Here is a 17,906-nt window from a genome sequence, read left to right as displayed (position 1 = left end):
CCGCCCAGTTCCTTCTGGATCAGGCCTTCCTGGAGGCCGACCAGCGCGGTGGCGTGCGTCAAGTTCGGGAAGTACCCGATGCGGACCTCGGAGGCGGAGAGCTTCTCGCCGCCGGTCGCGGCGGCGTTGGCCGTCTTGTCGCCCGTCTTCTCCGCCTGGGAGCCGTAGCCGCAGGAGGCGAGAGCGCCGATCAGCAGCGGCAGCGCGGCAGCGGCGACGACGCCGCGGCGCAGGGACTTGACGGTGGTACGGGTATCACCGGTGGTGACGGCGGTGGCAGGCACGGGAGGACTTCCTCTCGTGACGTGGTCATCTCATGACGCACGTCTTCGTCTGTGGGGCAAGGGCGGGTACGGCTCGCGGGGGGTGAGGGCGCGAAGGCGGGATGCCGACGGCAATTCGGTCATCGCGCACATCGCGCCACCCCTCCCTGGCCGCTGCCGAGGGCGCCGCTGCCTACCCGGCCGCCCTCCTTCGCGAAGGTGGAGTAGATGTCGGAAAGCATGATCTAGAAGTCCCACCCTTCTTCGTCCGCCTGGATGGCCGTCTCGGCCTTGGAGGCGAAGGATTCGCCGGCCATGCCTGCCGCGAGGGTGGTTCCGTCGGCGGGGTCGATCAGGAGGAAGGATCCGGTGCGGCGCGAGTCGGCGTACGCGTCGAGCGCGAGCGGCTCGGCGGTACGGACGACCACGCGACCGATGTCGTTGGCCACGAGCTGCCCGGGGTCCGGGTGCTGGGACAGGTCGTCCAGGTTCAGCCGCGAGGGGATCTCCTTGACGATCGCCTTGACCGTGCGCGTCGTGTGCTTGATCAGCACCCGGGCGCCGACGGAGAGGGGCTGGTCGGCCACGTGGCAGACCGTCGCCTCGACGTCCTGCGTGGTGGCCGGGGCGTTCGCGGACGGCGCGATCAGGTCGCCGCGCGAGATGTCGATGTCGTCCGCCAGACGCAGCGTCACCGACTGCGGGGCCCAGGCGATGTCGACGCTCTCGCCGAGCGCGTCGATGCCCACGATCGTGCTCGTACGGCCCGAGGGCAGGACGGTCACGGCCTCGCCGACGCGCAGCACGCCGGAGGCGATCTGGCCCGCGTAGCCGCGGTAGTCGGGGTGCTCCGCGGACTGCGGGCGGATCACGTACTGCACCGGGAAACGCGCCGGGCAGGCGGTGAGGTCGTGGCTGACCGGGACGGTCTCCAGGTGCTCCAGCACCGTCGGGCCGCCGTACCAGTCCATGTTGGCGGAGGGCTCCACGACGTTGTCGCCGGCCAGGGCCGAGATCGGGATCGCGGTGATCTCCGGGACGCCCAGGTCCGAGGCGTACGCGGTGAACTCCTCGGCGATCGACGCGAAGACCGACTCCTCGTAGCCCACCAGGTCCATCTTGTTGATGGCCAGGACCACGTGCGGGACGCGCAGCAGCGCGGCCACGGCCGCGTGCCGGCGGGTCTGCTCGATCACGCCGTTGCGGGCGTCCACGAGGACCACGGCCAGATCGGCGGTGGAGGCGCCGGTGACCATGTTCCGGGTGTACTGCACGTGCCCCGGGGTGTCCGCGAGGATGAACCGGCGGCGCGCGGTGGCGAAGTAGCGGTACGCGACGTCGATGGTGATGCCCTGCTCCCGCTCGGCCCGCAGGCCGTCGGTGAGCAGCGCGAGGTCGGGGGCCTCCTGGCCGCGCTGGGCGGAGACGGCCTCGACGGCCTCCATCTGGTCGGTCAGGACCGACTTGGAGTCGTGCAGCAGCCGGCCGACCAGGGTGGACTTGCCGTCGTCGACGGAACCGGCGGTCGCGAAGCGCAGCAGCGTGGTCGCCGACAGATCGGCGAACTGCTCGGTGGTGGAGGTCATTTCTAGAAGTACCCTTCGCGCTTGCGGTCTTCCATCGCGGCCTCGGACATCTTGTCGTCGGCGCGGGTCGCGCCCCGCTCGGTGAGGCGGGACACGGCGATCTCGGCGATCACGGCGTCCAGCGTGGCGGCGTCGGAGTCGACGGCGCCGGTGCAGGACATGTCACCGACCGTGCGGTAGCGGATGAGACGGGTCTGGGGTGTCTCGTCGTCCTTGGGGCCGCCCCACTCGCCGGCCGTCAGCCACATGCCGCCCCTCTGGAATACCTCGCGCTCGTGGGCGAAGTAGATCTCCGGCAGTTCGATGCCCTCGCGGGCGATGTACTGCCACACGTCCAGCTCGGTCCAGTTGGAGAGCGGGAAGACGCGCACGTGTTCGCCGGGGGCGTGGCGGCCGTTGTAGAGCTGCCACAGCTCGGGGCGCTGGCGGCGCGGGTCCCACTGGGAGAACTCGTCACGCAGGGAGAAGACGCGTTCCTTGGCGCGGGCCTTCTCCTCGTCACGGCGGCCGCCGCCGAACACGGCGTCGAACTTGAGCTGCTGGATCGCCTCGGTGAGGGGGACGGTCTGCAGCGGGTTGCGGGTACCGTCCGGGCGCTCGCGGAGCTTGCCCGCGTCGATGTACTCCTGGACGGAGGCCACGTGCAGGCGCAGCCCGTGCTTCTCGACCGTGCGGTCGCGGTACTCCAGCACCTCGGGGAAGTTGTGACCCGTGTCGACGTGCAGCAGCGTGAAGGGCACCGGCGCCGGCGCGAACGCCTTCAGCGCCAGGTGCAGCATGACGATCGAGTCCTTGCCCCCGGAGAACAGGATCACCGGCTTCTCGAACTCACCCGCCACCTCACGGAAGATGTGCACGGCCTCCGACTCAAGAGCGTCGAGGTGTGACAGCGCGTACGGCGCGTCCGTCTCGTCGTGGACGTGTGCGACGGTCGTCGTCATGCCAGACCCCTCTCGGTGAGCAGCGCGTGCAGGGCCGAAGCCGACTCCTGCACGGACTGCGTGTGCGACTCGATACGGAGGTCCGGGGACTCCGGCGCCTCGTACGGGTCGTCGACCCCGGTCAGACCGGAGATCTCGCCCGCCGCCTGCTTGGCGTACAGGCCCTTCACGTCACGCTCCGAGCAGACCTCGACCGGAGTGGCCACGTGCACCTCCAGGTACGAGGTGCCCTCGGCCGCGTGCCGCTTGCGAACGGCCTCACGGCTGTCCGCGAACGGCGCGATCACCGGCACCAGCGCCTTGACGCCGTTGCTCGCGAGGAGTTCGGCGACGAAGCCGATCCGCTGCACGTTGGTGTGCCGGTCCTCGCGGCTGAAACCGAGGCCCGCGGAGAGGAACTCGCGGATCTCGTCGCCGTCGAGGACCTCCACACGGTGGCCCTCGGTGCGCAGCCGCTCGGCCAGCGCGTAGGCGATGGTGGTCTTGCCCGCGCTCGGCAGCCCGGTCAGCCACACGGTGGCGCCCTGGTCGCTCACGCTCATCTGCTCTGTCTCCGTAAGTTCTTCGCTGGTCGTCATCAGCCGTGCAGTCCGCACTCGGTCTTGCCGCGCCCGGCCCAGCGGCCGGCCCGCGCGTCCTCGCCCTCCGCCACGCGGCGGGTGCAGGGGGCGCAGCCGACGGAGGCGTAGCCGTCCATCAGCAGCGGGTTGGTCAGCACCCCGTGCTCGGCGACGTACGCGTCCACGTCGTCCTGGGTCCAGCGGGCGATCGGCGAGATCTTGACCTTCTGCCGCTTCTCGTCCCAGCCGACGACCGGGGTGTTCGCCCGGGTCGGGGACTCGTCGCGGCGCAGGCCCGTCGCCCACGCGTCGTACGCGGTCAGGCCCTCTTCGAGCGGCTTGACCTTGCGCAGCGCGCAGCACAGGTCGGGGTCGCGGTCGTGCAGCTTCGGGCCGTACTCCGCGTCCTGCTCGGCGACCGTCTGGCGCGGGGTGAGGGTGATGACGTTGACGTCCATCACCGCCTCGACCGCGTCGCGGGTGCCGATGGTCTCCTCGAAGTGGTAGCCCGTGTCGAGGAAGACCACGTCCACGCCGGGGAAGGCGCGCGACGCCAGGTGGGCGACGACCGCGTCCTCCATGGAGGAGGTCACGGCGAACTTCTTGCCGAAGGTCTCGGCCGCCCAGGTGAGGATCTCCAGCGCGGAGGCGTCCTCCAGGTCGCGGCCCGCCTGCTCGGCCAGCTCCTGGAGAGCCGTGGTCTTGAGAGCCGTCGCCTTGAGACGGGCGTCTTGAGCAGTGGTCATATCTCGTCCCCTCCAGCGGTGTTGGACTGAACGCCCCGGGCCAGCAGCCCGAGGTACTTCAGCTGGAAGGCTCGGTTGCAGGCCCTGCATTCCCAGGCGCCGTGGCCCGTCTCGTTGGGAAACAGGTCCTCGTCGCCGCAGTACGGGCAGTAGAACGGTGCGGCGCGCTCGCTCACGAGAGGCTCTTCTCGTCCGCGCGGGCGACCCACGCCGCGAAGCGCTCGCCGTCCTCGCGCTGCTCCTCGAAGCTCTTCACGACCCGCTCGACGTAGTCGGGCAGACCGGCGGCGGTGACCTTGAGGCCGCGGACCTTGCGGCCGAAGCCGGCCTCCAGGCCGAGGGCTCCGCCCAGGTGTACCTGGTAGCCCTCCACCTGGTTGCCGTCGTCGTCCAGGACCAGCTGGCCCTTGAGACCGATGTCCGCCACCTGGATACGGGCGCAGGCGTTCGGGCAGCCGTTGATGTTGATCGTGATCGGCTCGGCGAAGTCCGGCAGGCGGCGCTCCAGCTCGTCGATCAGCGAGGCGCCGCGCGCCTTGGTCTCGACGATGGCCAGCTTGCAGAACTCGATGCCGGTGCAGGCCATCGTGCCGCGGCGGAACGGGGACGGGTTGACCCGCAGGTCGAGCGCCTCCAGGGCCGAGACCAGCGAGTCGACCTGGTCGGCCTCGATGTCGAGGACGATCATCTTCTGCTCGGCGGTGGTGCGCAGGCGGCCGGAGCCGTGCTGCGCCGCGACGTCCGCGATCTTGGTGAGGGTGGCGCCGTCCACGCGGCCCACGCGGGGCGCGAAGCCCACGTAGAAGCGGCCGTCCTGCTGCTGGTGGACGCCCACGTGGTCGCGCCACTGGCCGCTGGGCTGCTTGGGCGCGGGGCCGTCGGTCAGCTTGCGCTGCAGGTACTCGTCCTCCAGGACCTGGCGGAACTTGGCCGGGCCCCAGTCGGCGACGAGGAACTTCAGGCGGGCGCGGGTGCGCAGTCGGCGGTAGCCGTAGTCACGGAAGATCGAGATGACGCCCTCGTACACGTCCGGGACCTCGTCGAGCGAGACCCAGGTGCCCAGGCGCACACCGAGCTTGGGGTTGGTGGAGAGGCCGCCGCCGACCCAGACGTCGAAGCCGGGGCCGTGCTCGGGGTGGTTGACGCCCACGAACGCGACGTCGTTGATCTCGTGCGCCACGTCGAGCAGCGGCGAGCCGGAGACCGCGGACTTGAACTTCCGGGGCAGGTTGGAGAAGGCGGGGTTGCCGACGATGCGGCGGTAGATCTCCTCGATGGCGGGGGTGCCGTCGATGATCTCGTCCTGGGCGATGCCGGCGACGGGGGAACCGAGGATGACGCGGGGCGTGTCACCGCAGGCCTCGGTGGTCGAGAGGCCGACTGCCTCCAGGCGGCGCCAGATCTCCGGGACGTCCTCGATCCGGATCCAGTGGTACTGCACGTTCTGGCGGTCGGTGAGGTCGGCGGTGCCGCGCGCGAACTCCTGCGAGATCTCGCCGATGACGCGGAGCTGCTCGGTGGTCAGCCGGCCGCCGTCGATGCGGACGCGCAGCATGAAGTACTTGTCGTCCAGCTCCTCCGGCTCCAGGATCGCGGTCTTGCCGCCGTCGATCCCGGGCTTGCGCTGGGTGTAGAGCCCCCACCAGCGCATACGGCCGCGCAGGTCGTTGGGGTCGATCGAGTCGAAGCCCGTCTTGGAGTAGATCGTCTCAATACGTGTCCGCACGTTGAGACCGTCGTCGTCCTTCTTGAACTGCTCGTTGCCGTTGAGGGGCGTGTGGTGTCCGACGGCCCACTGGCCCTCACCGCGGTGACGGCCGGTCTTGCGGCGCGCGGCAGCTGCGGGAGCTGCGGCTGCGGGCGTTTCGGGGGTGGCGGCCATGGCGGTACGTCCTTCTTAGGCGGCTCAAGGCAAGGGCAGGGGGAGGCGGCGGCGTAGCGTGACCCCTGGACTCTGAGCGGGTGTGGCTGATTCCCGCTCCCTTGCCGGGGTTGCCGGCGGGCAGGGCGGTACATCGGCCTCAGGGGGCTAACGGGTGATCGGCGCGTCCGCGGCGGCGGGGACGGCGACGATGTGCGGCGTGGCTGGTTCCGTCAGCGCGCCGGACAGATGGCGCTGGACATGCGGCCGAGATCGACGTGCCGCCGACTCACCAAGGCAATTCCAGCTCCATTCATGGCGGAAGCGTGTCATGTGCCTCTTGGAGGAGTCCACTACTGTCCACGATCCGGACGAAGTCGTCTCGAATGATGGACCGGCGTGATCGGGGTCACGCCTTCTGTGCCTGCGGCGCGCGGCCGGAAGGGGTGATTCCACGCTACCTGGACGTGGCGCAGCTGCGGCCCCCGGCGGCGGCTTCCGTCCCGACTCGCCCCGGTCGCTCCGGGCGGGCCCTCGCTCAGCGTGTCGGCGCCCACCGAGGGGGCGGGCGTCGCGGGGGTGAACCGTCGGAAGGGGGTCGAGGTCTCGACGTCGGCTGTGTCGGGGCCGGCCTCCCCGAGCCTCTCCAGAGTGTCCGGGGCGGACGCGGAAGGCACGGGGCGCGGGGCGGGCGGTTGGGGGGTGCCTCGACCAGGTCCTCCTCCGTTGGGATCACCCCGACCGAGATCTCCAGCGGGAGGAGGGCCGCACCACGCGCACGGGCGGCCTTCCGCGTTCCATGGGCGAGGTCGGCGTCGGCGAGTGCGGTCGGCCGGCCCGAGCGCTTCGTCGACTCGCCGGACCATCGCGAAGACCGCCGACCCGGGGCTCAGGCCTCTGACCGTTCCCTCGACGTGCACGGCGAGGCCGGACGGAGGCGAGGCGGGATCGGGGTACCGCCGGGCGAGGAGCATGGCGACCACAGGCGGGGGCGGGTGCGGGGGCGGTGTCGGCGGGTTCCGGGAGATGAGCGCCACGACGATGGCGGCGACGGCCGCGACCAGCGCCGCGATGAGGCTCTGCCAGCGGTACGACCCGGACAGCCATCGGGCCGGGCGCCCGGAAGTTCCGGCAGGCTCCGGGGCGTCCGGGCCGACGGCCGGCTCCGGCCCTGCGCGGTGCCGGGCTCCGGCTCGGCGGCCGGGTCCGGCGGAGGCGAGGCCTTCATAACCCACGCCTGTCGACGGGCGTCCAGCATGCGCGGGCGCGGGCGCGGGCGCGGGTCGCGCGGCTCGGTGCCACGCCGACGGGGGGCGTCAGGCGCCCGGCCAGGGGCCGGGGGTCGGGGACTCCTCCTTGGGCTCCGTCTCCGTCTTGAAGAGCTTGAAGCCGCGCTTCAGGTAGTTGTCCATCGCCGTCGGGCCGTCCTGGCTGCACGTGTGCAGCCAGACCCGGCGGGTCGGCTCGCGGTCCGGCCAGCGCTCCGCGAGGTCCCACGCGCGGGCGATGCCCACCGACAGCAGGTGCCCGCCGATGCGGCGGCCGCGGAAGTCCGGCAGCAGCCCGAAGTAGACGATCTCCACCACACCGTCGGCCTGCGGGTCGAACTCGACATAGCCCGCCGGCGTGCCCCGGTCGTACGCCACCCACGTCTCCACGCCCGGCCGTCCCAGCTGCTCCACCCACTGCGCGCGGGTCAGGGACAGCCGGTCCGTCCAGTGGATGTCACCGCCCACCGAGGCGTACAGGAAGCGGCTGAACTCGGGGGAGGGGACCTCCGCCCGGGCGATGGTGATCTCCGGGCCCGGCCCGGTCGCGGGTATCAGGTCCTCCGGGGAGGTCATCTCCAGGGACCACGTGGTGAGGGTGATGGTGCTCATGCATGTCAGGGAATCACATCCCCCAGCCACCGCTCGGGGGTCCCCCGGGCCCCGTCCCCGCCCGGCGGCCCCGGATCACCGCCGGGGCGGTGGAGTGGGGGAGCAGTACGGCCGGGTCCTCGGGGCGGATCAGCTCCACCTCCACGTCGTCCGCGAAGCGGTACGGCCGGTGGGTCAGCACCCCGGCGAGGTTGCGGCGTACGCGGGACATCTCCGCGCGGACCGTCACCGTGCGCGTCGGGTCCCCGAACAGCTCCCCGGACAGCTCGGCCGCCGAGCGGCCCCGCGGGCTCTCCGCCAGCAGGAACAGCAGCTCCGCGTGGCGCGGGCTCAGCTCCTGCGACCAGCTCCCGGCGGCCCCGTACACCGTCGCCGACCAGGAGCCGGGCCGGCTGAGGTCGAGGACGACCCGGGTCACGCCCGTGTTCGTACGGTCCTGTGCGACCCGCAGCAGCCAGCCGCCGGGCAGCGGCTCCACCGCGCAGTCGCCGAGCTGCGGCACCCACACCCGCCCCGGGCCGAAGCCCTTCGGCAACGGGATGCGGTCCACGGGGGCCAGACCCGTCACGGCCGCCGTCCAGCCGTTGGGGTCCACGGCGAGCGCCCGCCCCGGCAGCCGGGCCAGCAGCGGGGCCGCCACCGCCCGCAGCCGCTCCAGTGATTCCAGGTGCCGCACGCGCAGCTCCCGCTCCGCGAGCCGGGCCACCGAGCTCACCCAGGCGAGGGTCGCCGGGTGCATGGTGGCCAGCGGCCCGCTCACGTCGACCACGCCGAGCAGCCGGCCGTCCCGCGGGTCCCGTACGGGCGCCCCCGCGCAGGTCCAGTCGTGGTGGCTGGAGACGAAGTGCTCCGCGGAGAACACCTGGACGGGCCGCCGGGTCACCAAGGCGGTGCCCACCCCGTTCGTGCCGACCACGGCCTCGTCCCAGTCGGCCCCCACCCCGAAGCCGAGCCGGTCCGCCTTGCGCAGGATGGAGGAGTGGCCCTCCCGCCACAGCAGCCGCCCCTCCGCGTCGGCCACGACCATGATGTGCAGGGCCCCGTCCAGCGCGGGCAGCAGTCCCTCCCGCAGCACCGGGAGGACCTCCCGCAGCGGCGACTCGTGCCGCCGCTCCTCGGTCTCGGCGGCCGACAGCATCCGCGAGCGCGCGTCTCGGTCGGGGTGCACCCCGCCCGCCAGCATCCGGCGCCACGACTCGGCGATCTCCGGCCGCGGCGCGGCCGGCGGGCGGTCCCCGGCCAGCGCGGCCGCCCGTACGCCCTTGAGCAGACGCGCGGCCTCCCGCGCGTCCATGGCCGAGATGCGGGCCGCATCGACCGTACTGCCGGTGGTGTCGGCCATCGGAACCTCCCCGTGCGAACAGGACGTACGACGGAAGCCGCCGGGGCGGCTGCCGACTCAAAGGTTGCAACGGTATGCAACTCTCGCCAAGTCCCGGCCGCCCGACCGAAACTGTCCGGACGTCGCTGTGCGGCGTGACAGCTCCTCCTCGGGGCTTCTCGGATCAGGGGTGGTGCCGAGTCGGCGCGGCGCCATCCCTGATACCGGTCACGGGCCCGGATCCCGGCTGGGATCGGTCTGGGGGCCGCAGGGGTGCCCGGCGGCCCCCGTCCCTAGCCTGAGATCCGCGCCCGTTCCACGATCGTCCGCAGGTCCAGGCTGTGCGGCAGCGTGCCGAAGGCCGCACCCCAGTCGCCGCCCAGCCGCGAGGCGCAGAACGCGTCCGCCACTTCGGGCGGGGCCCACCGGACCAGCAGCGACCCCTGCAGCACCAGGGCCATGCGCTCCACCACGCGGCGGGCCCGGGCCTCGATGCCGTCCAGGTCGGCGAGGTCCGTCAGCAGGTCCTTGATGGCCGAATCCAGCCGGTGGTCCGCACCCCGCGCCAGCCCGACCTCCTGGAGGAACGCGTTCAGCGCCTGCGGCTCCCGCTGGAGGGCGCGGAGCACGTCCAGGGCCTGGACGTTGCCCGAGCCCTCCCAGATGGAGTTCAGCGGCGATTCGCGCAGCAGTCTCGGCAGCCCGGACTCCTCGACGTAGCCGTTGCCGCCCAGACATTCCAGGGCCTCCGCCACCATCGGCGTACAGCGCTTGGTCACCCAGTACTTGGCGGCCGGCACGGCGAGGCGCAGGAAGGCCCTCTCCTGCTCGGTCCCGGCGTCGTAGGCGGCCGCGAGCCGCAGGGTCAGGGTGGTGGCCGCCTCCGACTCCAGGGCCAGGTCGGCGAGGACGTTGCGCATCAGAGGCTGGTCGATGAGCGGCGCTCCGAAAGCAGAGCGGTGCTCCGCGTGGTGCACGGCCTGCGTCAGCGCCTGCCGCATCAGCGAGGCCGAGCCGATGACACAGTCCAGCCGGGTCGCCGCGACCATCTCGATGATGGTCCGCACCCCCCGGCCCTCCTCGCCCACCCGCCGCGCCCACGTCCCGTCGAACTCCACCTCGCTCGACGCGTTCGACCGGTTCCCCAGCTTGTCCTTCAGCCGCTGGATGGCGAAGACGTTGCGCGTGCCGTCCGGCAGCACCCGGGGCACCAGGAAGCAGGTCAGCCCTCCGGGCGCCTGCGCCAGCACCAGGAAGCCGTCGCACATCGGCGCCGAACAGAACCACTTGTGCCCGGTCAGCAGGTACTCGCCCGACGCGTCCAGCGGCACCGCGGCCGTCGTGTTCGCCCGTACGTCGCTGCCTCCCTGCTTCTCCGTCATCCCCATGCCGAAGAGCACGCCGGCCTTCTCGGCCGCCGGCCGCAGCCCCTCCTCGTACACGTGCGAGGTCAGCCGGGGTTCCCACTCGGCGGCGAGCGAGGGATCGGTCCGCAGCGCCGGTACGGCCGCGTGCGTCATCGAGACCGGGCAGCCGTGCCCCGCCTCGGCCTGGGACCACACGAAGAACCCGGCGGCGCGGCGCAGATGCCCGGCCGGGCGCCCCCAGGCGTCGGTGAGCCCGGAGGTCACCGCCTTCCCGAGCAGCCGGTGCCAGGCCGGGTGGAACTCCACCTCGTCGATGCGGTTCCCGTAACGGTCGTGCGTCCGCAGCTTCGGCGGATTCTCGTTCGCCTGCGCGCCCCACTCCTGGGCCTGCGCGGAGCCCGCCGAGCGTCCGAGGAGGGTGAGCTCCCCCCGGACCTCATCGAGGAGTCCGGGGTCCGCGGAGGCGAGATGACGCTCCACGCCCTCGGTGAGGGCCCGGTCGCCCCCGTAGACATCGTGGCCCACGAGGGGCGGAGCCTGATTGCTGACTGTGTGGGTCGTGGCTGCCATGCGGATACCGTAAGGACGTGCAGCCAGCAAAAGAAACACCCGAGCGGATCCTCGGACGCCATGGACGGCTCCACCGGGCCCGCGCCCTCTACCGCAACGTCTCGAAGCGGAAGATGGGCTGGCTGCTGCTGAAGGACACCGTCAACTCGTGCATCGAGTACCGGATCCTCGGGCTCGCTGCCGAGGCGGCCTTCTTCACGCTGCTCTCGCTGCCCCCGCTCTTCCTCGGCCTGCTCGGCCTCCTCGGCTACGTGGACGGCTGGACGGACACCCGCACCGTCGAGAGCATCGAGGAGAACATCCTGCGGGCGGTCGGCACCGTCCTGTCCGACCGGGGCGTCAACGACATCGCCAGACCGCTGCTCGACGACGTCACCGGGCGCGGCCGCCCCGACCTGATCTCGCTCGGCTTCGCCTTCGCCCTGTGGTCGGGCTCGCGCGCCGTCAACGTCTTCATCGACACCATCACCGTGATGTACGGGCTGGACGGACAGCGCGGCATCGTCAAGACCAGGCTCCTGGCCTTCCTGTTGTACGTCATCGCGCTGCTGATCGGCGCGATCGTGCTGCCGCTGATGGTGGTCGGACCCGACGCGGTGGTCCGGCTGGTGCCCTGGGGCACCGAGGTGATCGCCATCCTGTACTGGCCGACGGTGACCCTGCTGTCGATCGCCTTCCTGACGACGCTCTACCACGTGTCGGTGCCGGTGCGTTCGCCCTGGATCGAGGACGTGCCGGGCGCGCTGGTGGCCCTGGCCATGTGGGTGCTCGGCTCGTTCCTGCTGCGTATCTACCTGACCAACACCGTGGAAGGGCCGACGATCTACGGATCACTGGCGGCGCCGGTGGCGGTGCTGCTGTGGATCGGCATCTCAGCCTTTGCGGTCCTCGTGGGCGCGGCCGTCAACGCGGCGATCGACCGCGTCTGGCCCTCGGTGGCCACGGCGGCGGCGCGCGAGGCGAACGAGCGGGCGCGCGAGGCGCAGGCCGCCGAGCTGATCGCGCGGGCCGCGGCCTGGCGGGCGATGGCGGAGGGCGAGTCGGAGGACGACGAGGACGAGGGGATGCCGTCCGAGTTCCCGGAGCGGTGGTCGAAGTTCCTGCCGCCGGAGGACTACTCGTCGCGGCTGCGCAAGCACTGACAGCCCTCCTGCACGGCGGGCTGTACTACGAGGAGCAGCGGCCCCGGGCGCGTCCGGGGGCCGCACCGCGTCCGGGGGCCGCACACGGAGGCGGTCTACGCCGCAGGCTCCGTCGGGGCGAAGAGCGAGACCTCGCAGCCGTCCGGGTCGAGGACCACGGCGTAGCGCTGCCCCCAGAAGGCGTCCCAGGGCTTCAGGTGCCCGGTGTACCCCGCACCGGTCAGCTCGGCGTACACCGCGTCCACCCCGGCGGGGGAGTCGCACAGGAAGGCGAGCCCCGCGCGACTGTCGCCGGAAGGACGGGTCCAGGACGGGTTGAAGGAGCGGATGGTCGCCTCCGTGTCCCACCCGATCCGCAGCCCCCCGGGGAGGGCGGCTTCGACGTGCGGCTGGTCATCGGCGCCGGCCGGGATGTCCAGCCCGAGGCGCCGGTAGAAGGCGAGCGAGGCGGCCATGTCGGAGACGATCAGGCCGATCATGTCGAGTCTTGGAGTCAGTCGCGTCATACGCGCAGGCTAAGGGCTGTCCCGTAATCCCCGGTGGGTCAGCGCACGGCGTCGGATGCGGTGCTCGCAAGGCGGAGGGGCGCCCCCATACTGGGCGTATTCGGGCGTTCCGACAACGCGGCGAGGTGCCGTAGCCGGCGCCGTGCGCCCGCCGGGGATTACGGGACAGCCCTTAGGCGCTCAGCCCCGCCGCCGTACGGCCACTGCCGCGCACGCCAGTGCGAGGGGCAGTTCGGCGCCCGCCGCAAGCAGCAGCGCCATGCCCTGCTGGCCGGTCCCGAGCGACGTGGTGACGTCGAACCAGGCGTCCATCGCCAGCAGCGCGGCGGTCGCCGCCGCCACCGCCGACGCCCGGGGATCCCCCCGGCGCAGCAGCAGGCCGGTCCCGGTCAGCCCGGTGGCCAGCATCAGGTCCAGGCCGATCCACGCGGTGGCCCAGTTCGGGACCTCGGCCGTCTGGGGCAGGGTCTTCGCCAGTACCAGCATCCACGGCACCAGCGCCACCCCCGCTCCGGTGAACAGGGCGGCCGTACGAGGGGTGCGCCAGGCGCGGGCCTGCGGGGCGACAACGCGGGCCTGCGGGGCGACAAGTGCCATGGCGGCGGGTCTCCTTCCGGCCCGGCGGTCCGTCCCCCGGGCACACCACCACCCTCGTCGGCCGGGCCGCCGAGATCACTCACACCACTGTCCGAAGCCGGGGTGGTGCCAGGTACACCCCCCGGCGGGCACCAGCGTGATGGCATGCCCCTGACCAGGACGATTACGGTACGGACATGGCAACTCCCGGCGCGCCGACGCGTACGTACACCTGGATCGCGGCGCACACACCGTGGTCCGCGTGGGCCCGGCGCAACACGACCTTCACCGTGGCCGCGATCCCACCGGCCCTGCCCGCCCTCCTCGGCCTCACGTACGCGGCCCTCGCGCCCGGCCGCAGCCCCCTCCCGCTGCTCCTGGTACTGCTCCTCTGCCCGCTGCTCACCACGCTCCAGCGCAGCCGCTTCTGGGCGCTGCTCGGCCTCGACGTGCCGGAGATCGTGCGGGAGCGCAGCTGGTGGACCCCGCGCGGGATGGCCGAACGACTGCGCTCGGAGGCCACCTGGCGGCAGTACGGCTACCACCTGCTGGTCAGCCCGCTCGCCGCCGCCGCCGGCGCGCTGGTGGTCCTCGCCTGGGTCTGCGGCGCGGCCGGCGCGTGCGTCTACGCCTGGTGCTGGATCCTGCCCGCGGACACCCGTACCCCCGGCTGGACCGGCGACTACGACGTCGTCACCGCGGCCGGCGTCCTGCTGCTGCTCGCCGCGCCCTGGGCGGCCGCCCTCGTGGCCCGCCTGGACGCATCCGCGGCGGCCGCCCTCCTCGGCCCGAACCGGTCGCGGGAACTGGAGCGGCGGGTCGAGGACCTCGCGGAGAGCCGGGCCGGAGTCCTGGACGCGGCCGACCTCGAACGCCGCCGCATCGAGCGGGACTTGCACGACGGCGCCCAGCAGCGGCTGGTCGCCCTCGCCATGAACCTGGGCATCGCCCGCGCCACCCTCCCCGACCTGCCGCCCGAGGCCAAGGCCGTCATCGACGAGGCCCACCGCGAGGCGAAGGAGGCCATCGAGGAGCTCAACAGCCTGGTACGGGGCCTGCATCCGGCCGTACTGGAGGACCGCGGGCTCGACGCGGCGCTCTCCGGGATCGCCGCCCGCGCCCCCTTCCCCGTCGAACTGACCGTGGACATCGGGACCCGGCCGGGCGCCACCATCGAGGCCGTCGCCTACTTCGTGGTCTCCGAGACCCTGGCCAACGTGGCCAAACACGCCCGGGCCGACCGGTGTTCGGTCCGGGTCGTACGCGACCCCGGGCCGGGCGGGGCCGGACGGCCGGAGGACCTGCTGCGCGTCACAGTCACCGACGACGGGGTGGGCGGAGCCGACCCGGCGGGCGGCACCGGCCTGGTCGGCCTGCGCAAACGCGTAGGGTCGGTCGACGGAACCATCATGATCGACAGCCCCGTCGGGGGCCCGACCGTCATCACCGTGGAGCTGCCGTGCGCGCTGTGATCGCCGAGGACTCCGTCCTGCTGCGCATAGGACTCGTCAAAGTCCTCGAAATGGCCGGATTCGAGGTGGCCGCCGAGACCGGCGACGCCGAGGGTCTGCTCGCCGCCGTCGATGAGCACCGCCCCGACCTCGCGCTCGTCGACGTACGGATGCCACCCGGCTTCACCGACGAGGGAGTCCGGGCGGCCCTGATGATCCGCCGGCAGAGTCCCGGTACCGCCGTGCTGCTGCTCTCCCAGTACGTGGAGGAACGGTACGCCGCAGATCTGCTGGCCGCCCAGAGCGGCTCCGGCATCGGCTACCTGCTGAAGCAACGGGTCGCGGACGTCGAGGAGTTCATCGACGCCCTGCGGCGCGTGGCCTCCGGCGGCACGGCGCTCGACCCGCAGGTCGTCGCCCAGCTCCTGCTGCGCCGGGGCGGCGGACCGGACCCGCTGGAGCGCCTCACCCCGCGCGAGCGCGAGGTGCTGGCCCTGATGGCGGAGGGCCGCTCCAACGCCGGGATCGCGGCCGAACTCGTCGTGAGCGAGAGCGCGGTGGCCAAGCACATCAACAACATCTTCGCCAAGCTCGACCTGCCCCCGGCCGACGGCGACCACCGCCGGGTCCTCGCGGTCCTGCGCTTCCTGGACGGTACGCCGTGACCGCGGCTCGGACTCCGGGTCCGGGTCCGGGTTCGGCTCCGGGTTCGGCTCCGGCTCCGGGTTCGGCTCACGGTTCGGCTCAGGTTCCCGTCCAGGCTCCGTCACCGGCCCGGCCCGGGCAGCGGTTCGCGTGGACCGTCGCCGCGCTGCTCAGCGCCTTGCTCGTCGTCGCGCCGGTCACCTGGCAGGCATGGTCGTACGGGAGCGCGCAGAGCCGCGTCCTGCAGGGCGGCAGCGGCGGCCGCCCGGTGACCGCCCTGGAGATCGTGGGCGGCGACGCCGACGTCACCGTCACCCCCCGCGGGGACCAGGAGGTCGGCTACCGCGCCGAGGTCAGCTGGTCGCTCAAGGCGCCCACCATCGAGGAGAGCTGGCTCGGCGGCAACCTGCGGCTGACCCCGCAGTGCCCCGGCGAGGGCGCCTGGGGGAGCGCCGCCGGCTGCTCGGTCCGGCTGCGGGTGACCGTGCCCGTGGACATCCCGGTGAAGGTGACGGCCGGCGGCGGCCGGGTCTCCCTGAGCGGCCTGGGCGGCGACGTCGACGCGCAGGCCGACTCCGGCCAGGTCGACATCAGCGGGCTGCGGGGCGCGCTGCGCGCGGAGATCGGCTCGGGGCACCTGCGGGCCGCCGGGCTCACCTCGGCCCGGGCCGACATCCGGGTCGGCTCCGGCAGCGCCGACATCACCTTCATCGCCCCGCCCGACCAGGTGACCGCCCGCGTCGGCTCCGGCCACACGGCCCTCACCGTGCCCGCCGCCACCCGCTTCCGGGTCCGCTGCGAGGCCGGAGCGGGCCGTTGCGAGGTGCCGGACGCCCTGCGCGACCCCGGCTCGCCCCGCACGCTGGACATCGAGGCGGGTTCGGGCCACGCCGTGGCCCTGTACCCGGACGGCCCGTAATGGTCCGTGCGGGTGGCGGAAAAAGAACTGGCGTGGGCGTGAGGGGACTTGTTACGGTGGGGCCGTTCCCGCCGACCGGTGCGGAACCGCCAGCACGTGCATGACCCGGAGGTGAGTTCATTGATGACTGTCGTCGTTCAGGGCGCTGCCCGCACTCAGAAGACCATCAATGTCACTTCTGTGGTCTCCGGCTGACCTCACACACATCTCTTCGCGCGCCGCCACCGGGCGGGTGCGCGCTGCCGGGGCCACCCTGTGAAGGGTTTCCCTTGTCTTTTTCTTTCCCGCAGTCCTCTTCGCTCTCGCACGCGCTCAGCCCCTTCGGCTGGGACGACGCCTGGGCGGCCGAGTTCACCCCGTACGCCGAGCAGGGCCTCGTGCCCGGCCGGGTCGTACGCGTCGACCGCGGTCAGTGCGACGTCATGACCGAGGACGGCATCGTCCGCGCCGACACCGCCTTCGTCACCCCGCACGACCCGCTCCGCGTCATCTGCACCGGGGACTGGGCGGCGGTGGAGGCGGCCGGCAAGCCGCGCTACGTGAAGGCGTACCTGCCGCGCCGGACCGCCTTCGTACGCTCCACGTCCTCACAGCGGTCCGAGGGGCAGATCCTCGCGGCCAACGTCGACCACGCGATCATCGCCGTCTCCCTCGCCGTCGAACTGGACCTCGGGCGCATCGAGCGCTTCCTGGCCCTGGCGTGGGAGTCGGGAGCCCAGCCGCTGGTCGTGCTCACCAAGACGGACCTCGTCCCGGACCCGGCCACGCTCGCCCACCTCGTCCAGGACGTGGAGGCCACCGCGCCGGGGGTCCAGGTCCTCACCGTCTCCTCCCTCACCGGGGAGGGCACGGACGTCCTCGCCGCCGTCGTCGCGGACGGCACCAGTGTGCTGCTCGGCGTCTCGGGCGCCGGCAAGTCCACGCTGGCCAACGCGCTGCTCGGCGCCGATGTCATGGAGGTCCAGGAGGCCCGCGAGGTCGACGGCAAGGGCCGCCACACCACGACGACGCGCAACCTGCTCGCCCTGCCGGGCGGCGGCGTCCTGATCGACACGCCGGGGCTGCGCGGCGTCGGGCTCTGGGACGCCGAGGCCGGGGTCGGACAGGCCTTCTCGGAGATCGAGGAGTACGCGGCACGGTGCCGCTTCCACGACTGCGCCCACGAGGCGGAGCCTGGGTGCGCGGTGCAGGCCGCTGTGGCCTCGGGCGAGCTGGCCGAGCGCCGCCTGGGCAGCTACCGCAAGCTGCTGAGGGAGAACCAGCGGATCGTGGCGAAGACGGACGCCAGGGTCCGCTCGGAGATCCGCCGTGACTGGCGTCTGAAGTCGGCGGAGGGCCGCTCCAACTACGCGGCGAAGCGCGGCGGCCGGGTCTGACCCGTGACGGGGCTTCGTCGGGGTCGGTCCGGGGCGCGGGCCGGTCTGCCGCTGTGCGGCACCTGCCCGCGCCCTGGTGCCCGGGTCCAGCGCCCCGGGTACCCACCCACACCATCCACCCACCCTCCGACCCAGCCCTTGCCCCTACCTATCGAAACTCGATAGATTCCCATCGCAACTCGATGGAAGGGTGGGT

The 17,906-nt window shown here is 72.5% G+C and carries 17 protein-coding genes and 1 pseudogene; 5 read left to right on the top strand and 13 right to left on the bottom strand.

The window, feature by feature from the left end; all coding sequences use genetic code 11:
• The 11 genes and pseudogenes from ACFYOB_RS14360 to ACFYOB_RS14310 form a co-directional block, all read right to left on the bottom strand.
• Positions 1 to 284 (bottom strand): annotated as a pseudogene (locus ACFYOB_RS14360) (sulfate ABC transporter substrate-binding protein); the annotation flags it as partial.
• A 224-nt stretch (positions 285 to 508) separates the two neighbouring features.
• Positions 509 to 1,849 (bottom strand): sulfate adenylyltransferase subunit 1, encoded by a 1,341-nt coding sequence (locus ACFYOB_RS14355; protein ID WP_388559500.1) that lies wholly within the window; start codon positions 1,847 to 1,849, stop codon positions 509 to 511.
• A gap of 2 nt (positions 1,850 to 1,851) precedes the next feature.
• Positions 1,852 to 2,790 carry a sulfate adenylyltransferase subunit CysD gene (cysD, locus tag ACFYOB_RS14350; protein WP_388559497.1) on the bottom strand — a complete coding sequence of 313 codons (939 nt, stop codon included), beginning with the start codon at positions 2,788 to 2,790 and terminating at the stop codon, positions 1,852 to 1,854.
• On the bottom strand, positions 2,787 to 3,332 hold the full coding sequence (cysC, locus tag ACFYOB_RS14345) for an adenylyl-sulfate kinase (RefSeq protein WP_362053037.1): 546 nt from the start codon (positions 3,330 to 3,332) through the stop codon (positions 2,787 to 2,789). The genes cysD and cysC overlap by 4 nt, the downstream gene beginning before the upstream one ends.
• Positions 3,333 to 3,367: 35 nt before the next feature.
• Positions 3,368 to 4,096 (bottom strand): phosphoadenylyl-sulfate reductase, encoded by a 729-nt coding sequence (locus ACFYOB_RS14340; protein ID WP_388559494.1) that lies wholly within the window; start codon positions 4,094 to 4,096, stop codon positions 3,368 to 3,370.
• Complete coding sequence (locus ACFYOB_RS14335) at positions 4,093 to 4,272, bottom strand: hypothetical protein (RefSeq protein WP_053785636.1); 180 nt, start codon at positions 4,270 to 4,272, stop codon at positions 4,093 to 4,095. Before ACFYOB_RS14335 ends, ACFYOB_RS14340 begins: the two co-directional genes overlap by 4 nt.
• Positions 4,269 to 5,978, bottom strand: coding sequence for a nitrite/sulfite reductase (locus ACFYOB_RS14330; protein ID WP_388559491.1), 1,710 nt, complete (start codon positions 5,976 to 5,978; stop codon positions 4,269 to 4,271). Before ACFYOB_RS14330 ends, ACFYOB_RS14335 begins: the two co-directional genes overlap by 4 nt.
• A 212-nt stretch (positions 5,979 to 6,190) precedes the next feature.
• Positions 6,191 to 6,274: a putative leader peptide gene (locus ACFYOB_RS14325; protein ID WP_312847410.1), complete on the bottom strand. Its 84-nt coding sequence runs from the start codon at positions 6,272 to 6,274 to the stop codon at positions 6,191 to 6,193.
• A 999-nt stretch (positions 6,275 to 7,273) separates the two neighbouring features.
• Positions 7,274 to 7,837, bottom strand: a complete 564-nt coding sequence (locus ACFYOB_RS14320; protein ID WP_388559488.1) for a GNAT family N-acetyltransferase — start codon at positions 7,835 to 7,837, stop codon at positions 7,274 to 7,276.
• A 13-nt stretch (positions 7,838 to 7,850) separates the two neighbouring features.
• Positions 7,851 to 9,179 carry a GAF domain-containing protein gene (locus ACFYOB_RS14315; RefSeq protein WP_388559485.1) on the bottom strand — a complete coding sequence of 443 codons (1,329 nt, stop codon included), beginning with the start codon at positions 9,177 to 9,179 and terminating at the stop codon, positions 7,851 to 7,853.
• Between the two features lie 272 nt (positions 9,180 to 9,451).
• On the bottom strand, positions 9,452 to 11,095 hold the full coding sequence (locus ACFYOB_RS14310) for an acyl-CoA dehydrogenase family protein (protein ID WP_388559482.1): 1,644 nt from the start codon (positions 11,093 to 11,095) through the stop codon (positions 9,452 to 9,454).
• Between the two features lie 17 nt (positions 11,096 to 11,112).
• On the opposite strand from ACFYOB_RS14310, the gene ACFYOB_RS14305 reads away from it, so the two are divergent.
• On the top strand, positions 11,113 to 12,237 hold the full coding sequence (locus ACFYOB_RS14305; protein WP_388559479.1) for a YihY/virulence factor BrkB family protein: 1,125 nt from the start codon (positions 11,113 to 11,115) through the stop codon (positions 12,235 to 12,237).
• A gap of 95 nt (positions 12,238 to 12,332) precedes the next feature.
• On the opposite strand, the gene ACFYOB_RS14300 is transcribed toward ACFYOB_RS14305, so the two are convergent.
• Both ACFYOB_RS14300 and ACFYOB_RS14295 read right to left on the bottom strand, forming a co-directional pair.
• A complete protein-coding gene (locus ACFYOB_RS14300; RefSeq protein ID WP_388559529.1) occupies positions 12,333 to 12,734 on the bottom strand; it encodes a VOC family protein in 402 nt (133 codons plus the stop codon).
• 189 nt (positions 12,735 to 12,923) lie between these two features.
• The gene (locus ACFYOB_RS14295) at positions 12,924 to 13,340 is read right to left on the bottom strand and encodes an LPXTG cell wall anchor domain-containing protein (RefSeq protein ID WP_388559476.1); all 417 of its coding nucleotides are present in this window, start codon (positions 13,338 to 13,340) and stop codon (positions 12,924 to 12,926) included.
• A gap of 176 nt (positions 13,341 to 13,516) precedes the next feature.
• On the opposite strand from ACFYOB_RS14295, the gene ACFYOB_RS14290 reads away from it, so the two are divergent.
• The 4 genes from ACFYOB_RS14290 (at position 13,517) to rsgA (ending at position 17,710) form a co-directional block, all read left to right on the top strand.
• Complete coding sequence (locus ACFYOB_RS14290) at positions 13,517 to 14,791, top strand: histidine kinase (RefSeq protein ID WP_388559473.1); 1,275 nt, start codon at positions 13,517 to 13,519, stop codon at positions 14,789 to 14,791.
• On the top strand, positions 14,779 to 15,435 hold the full coding sequence (locus ACFYOB_RS14285; protein WP_328928308.1) for a response regulator transcription factor: 657 nt from the start codon (positions 14,779 to 14,781) through the stop codon (positions 15,433 to 15,435). Before ACFYOB_RS14290 ends, ACFYOB_RS14285 begins: the two co-directional genes overlap by 13 nt.
• A gap of 158 nt (positions 15,436 to 15,593) precedes the next feature.
• Positions 15,594 to 16,334, top strand: coding sequence for a hypothetical protein (locus tag ACFYOB_RS14280; protein WP_388559469.1), 741 nt, complete (start codon positions 15,594 to 15,596; stop codon positions 16,332 to 16,334).
• A gap of 269 nt (positions 16,335 to 16,603) precedes the next feature.
• Positions 16,604 to 17,710 (top strand): ribosome small subunit-dependent GTPase A, encoded by a 1,107-nt coding sequence (gene rsgA / locus ACFYOB_RS14275; RefSeq protein WP_388559466.1) that lies wholly within the window; start codon positions 16,604 to 16,606, stop codon positions 17,708 to 17,710.
• The last annotated feature ends 196 nt before the right edge of the window (positions 17,711 to 17,906 follow it).

The sequence above is a fragment of the Streptomyces sp. NPDC006463 genome, assembly GCF_042870715.1.
Taxonomy (GTDB): domain Bacteria; phylum Actinomycetota; class Actinomycetes; order Streptomycetales; family Streptomycetaceae; genus Streptomyces.
The sequence above is the reverse complement of the archived record's forward strand: the minus strand, read 5'-3'. Positions and strand labels throughout refer to the sequence as shown.

Excerpts from the sequence above, each read along its gene's own strand:
- ACFYOB_RS14320 (WP_388559488.1), bottom strand. The coding sequence starts at position 7,837 with ATGAGCACCATCACCCTCACCACGTGGTCCCTGGAGATGACCTCCCCG.
- cysD (WP_388559497.1), bottom strand. The coding sequence starts at position 2,790 with ATGACGACGACCGTCGCACACGTCCACGACGAGACGGACGCGCCGTAC.
- ACFYOB_RS14310 (WP_388559482.1), bottom strand. The coding sequence starts at position 11,095 with ATGGCAGCCACGACCCACACAGTCAGCAATCAGGCTCCGCCCCTCGTG.
- ACFYOB_RS14355 (WP_388559500.1), bottom strand. The coding sequence starts at position 1,849 with ATGACCTCCACCACCGAGCAGTTCGCCGATCTGTCGGCGACCACGCTG.
- ACFYOB_RS14340 (WP_388559494.1), bottom strand. The coding sequence starts at position 4,096 with ATGACCACTGCTCAAGACGCCCGTCTCAAGGCGACGGCTCTCAAGACC.
- ACFYOB_RS14295 (WP_388559476.1), bottom strand. The coding sequence starts at position 13,340 with ATGGCACTTGTCGCCCCGCAGGCCCGCGTTGTCGCCCCGCAGGCCCGC.
- ACFYOB_RS14330 (WP_388559491.1), bottom strand. The coding sequence starts at position 5,978 with ATGGCCGCCACCCCCGAAACGCCCGCAGCCGCAGCTCCCGCAGCTGCC.
- ACFYOB_RS14290 (WP_388559473.1), top strand. The coding sequence starts at position 13,517 with ATGGCAACTCCCGGCGCGCCGACGCGTACGTACACCTGGATCGCGGCG.
- cysC (WP_362053037.1), bottom strand. The coding sequence starts at position 3,332 with ATGAGCGTGAGCGACCAGGGCGCCACCGTGTGGCTGACCGGGCTGCCG.
- ACFYOB_RS14315 (WP_388559485.1), bottom strand. The coding sequence starts at position 9,179 with ATGGCCGACACCACCGGCAGTACGGTCGATGCGGCCCGCATCTCGGCC.
- ACFYOB_RS14325 (WP_312847410.1), bottom strand. The coding sequence starts at position 6,274 with ATGAATGGAGCTGGAATTGCCTTGGTGAGTCGGCGGCACGTCGATCTC.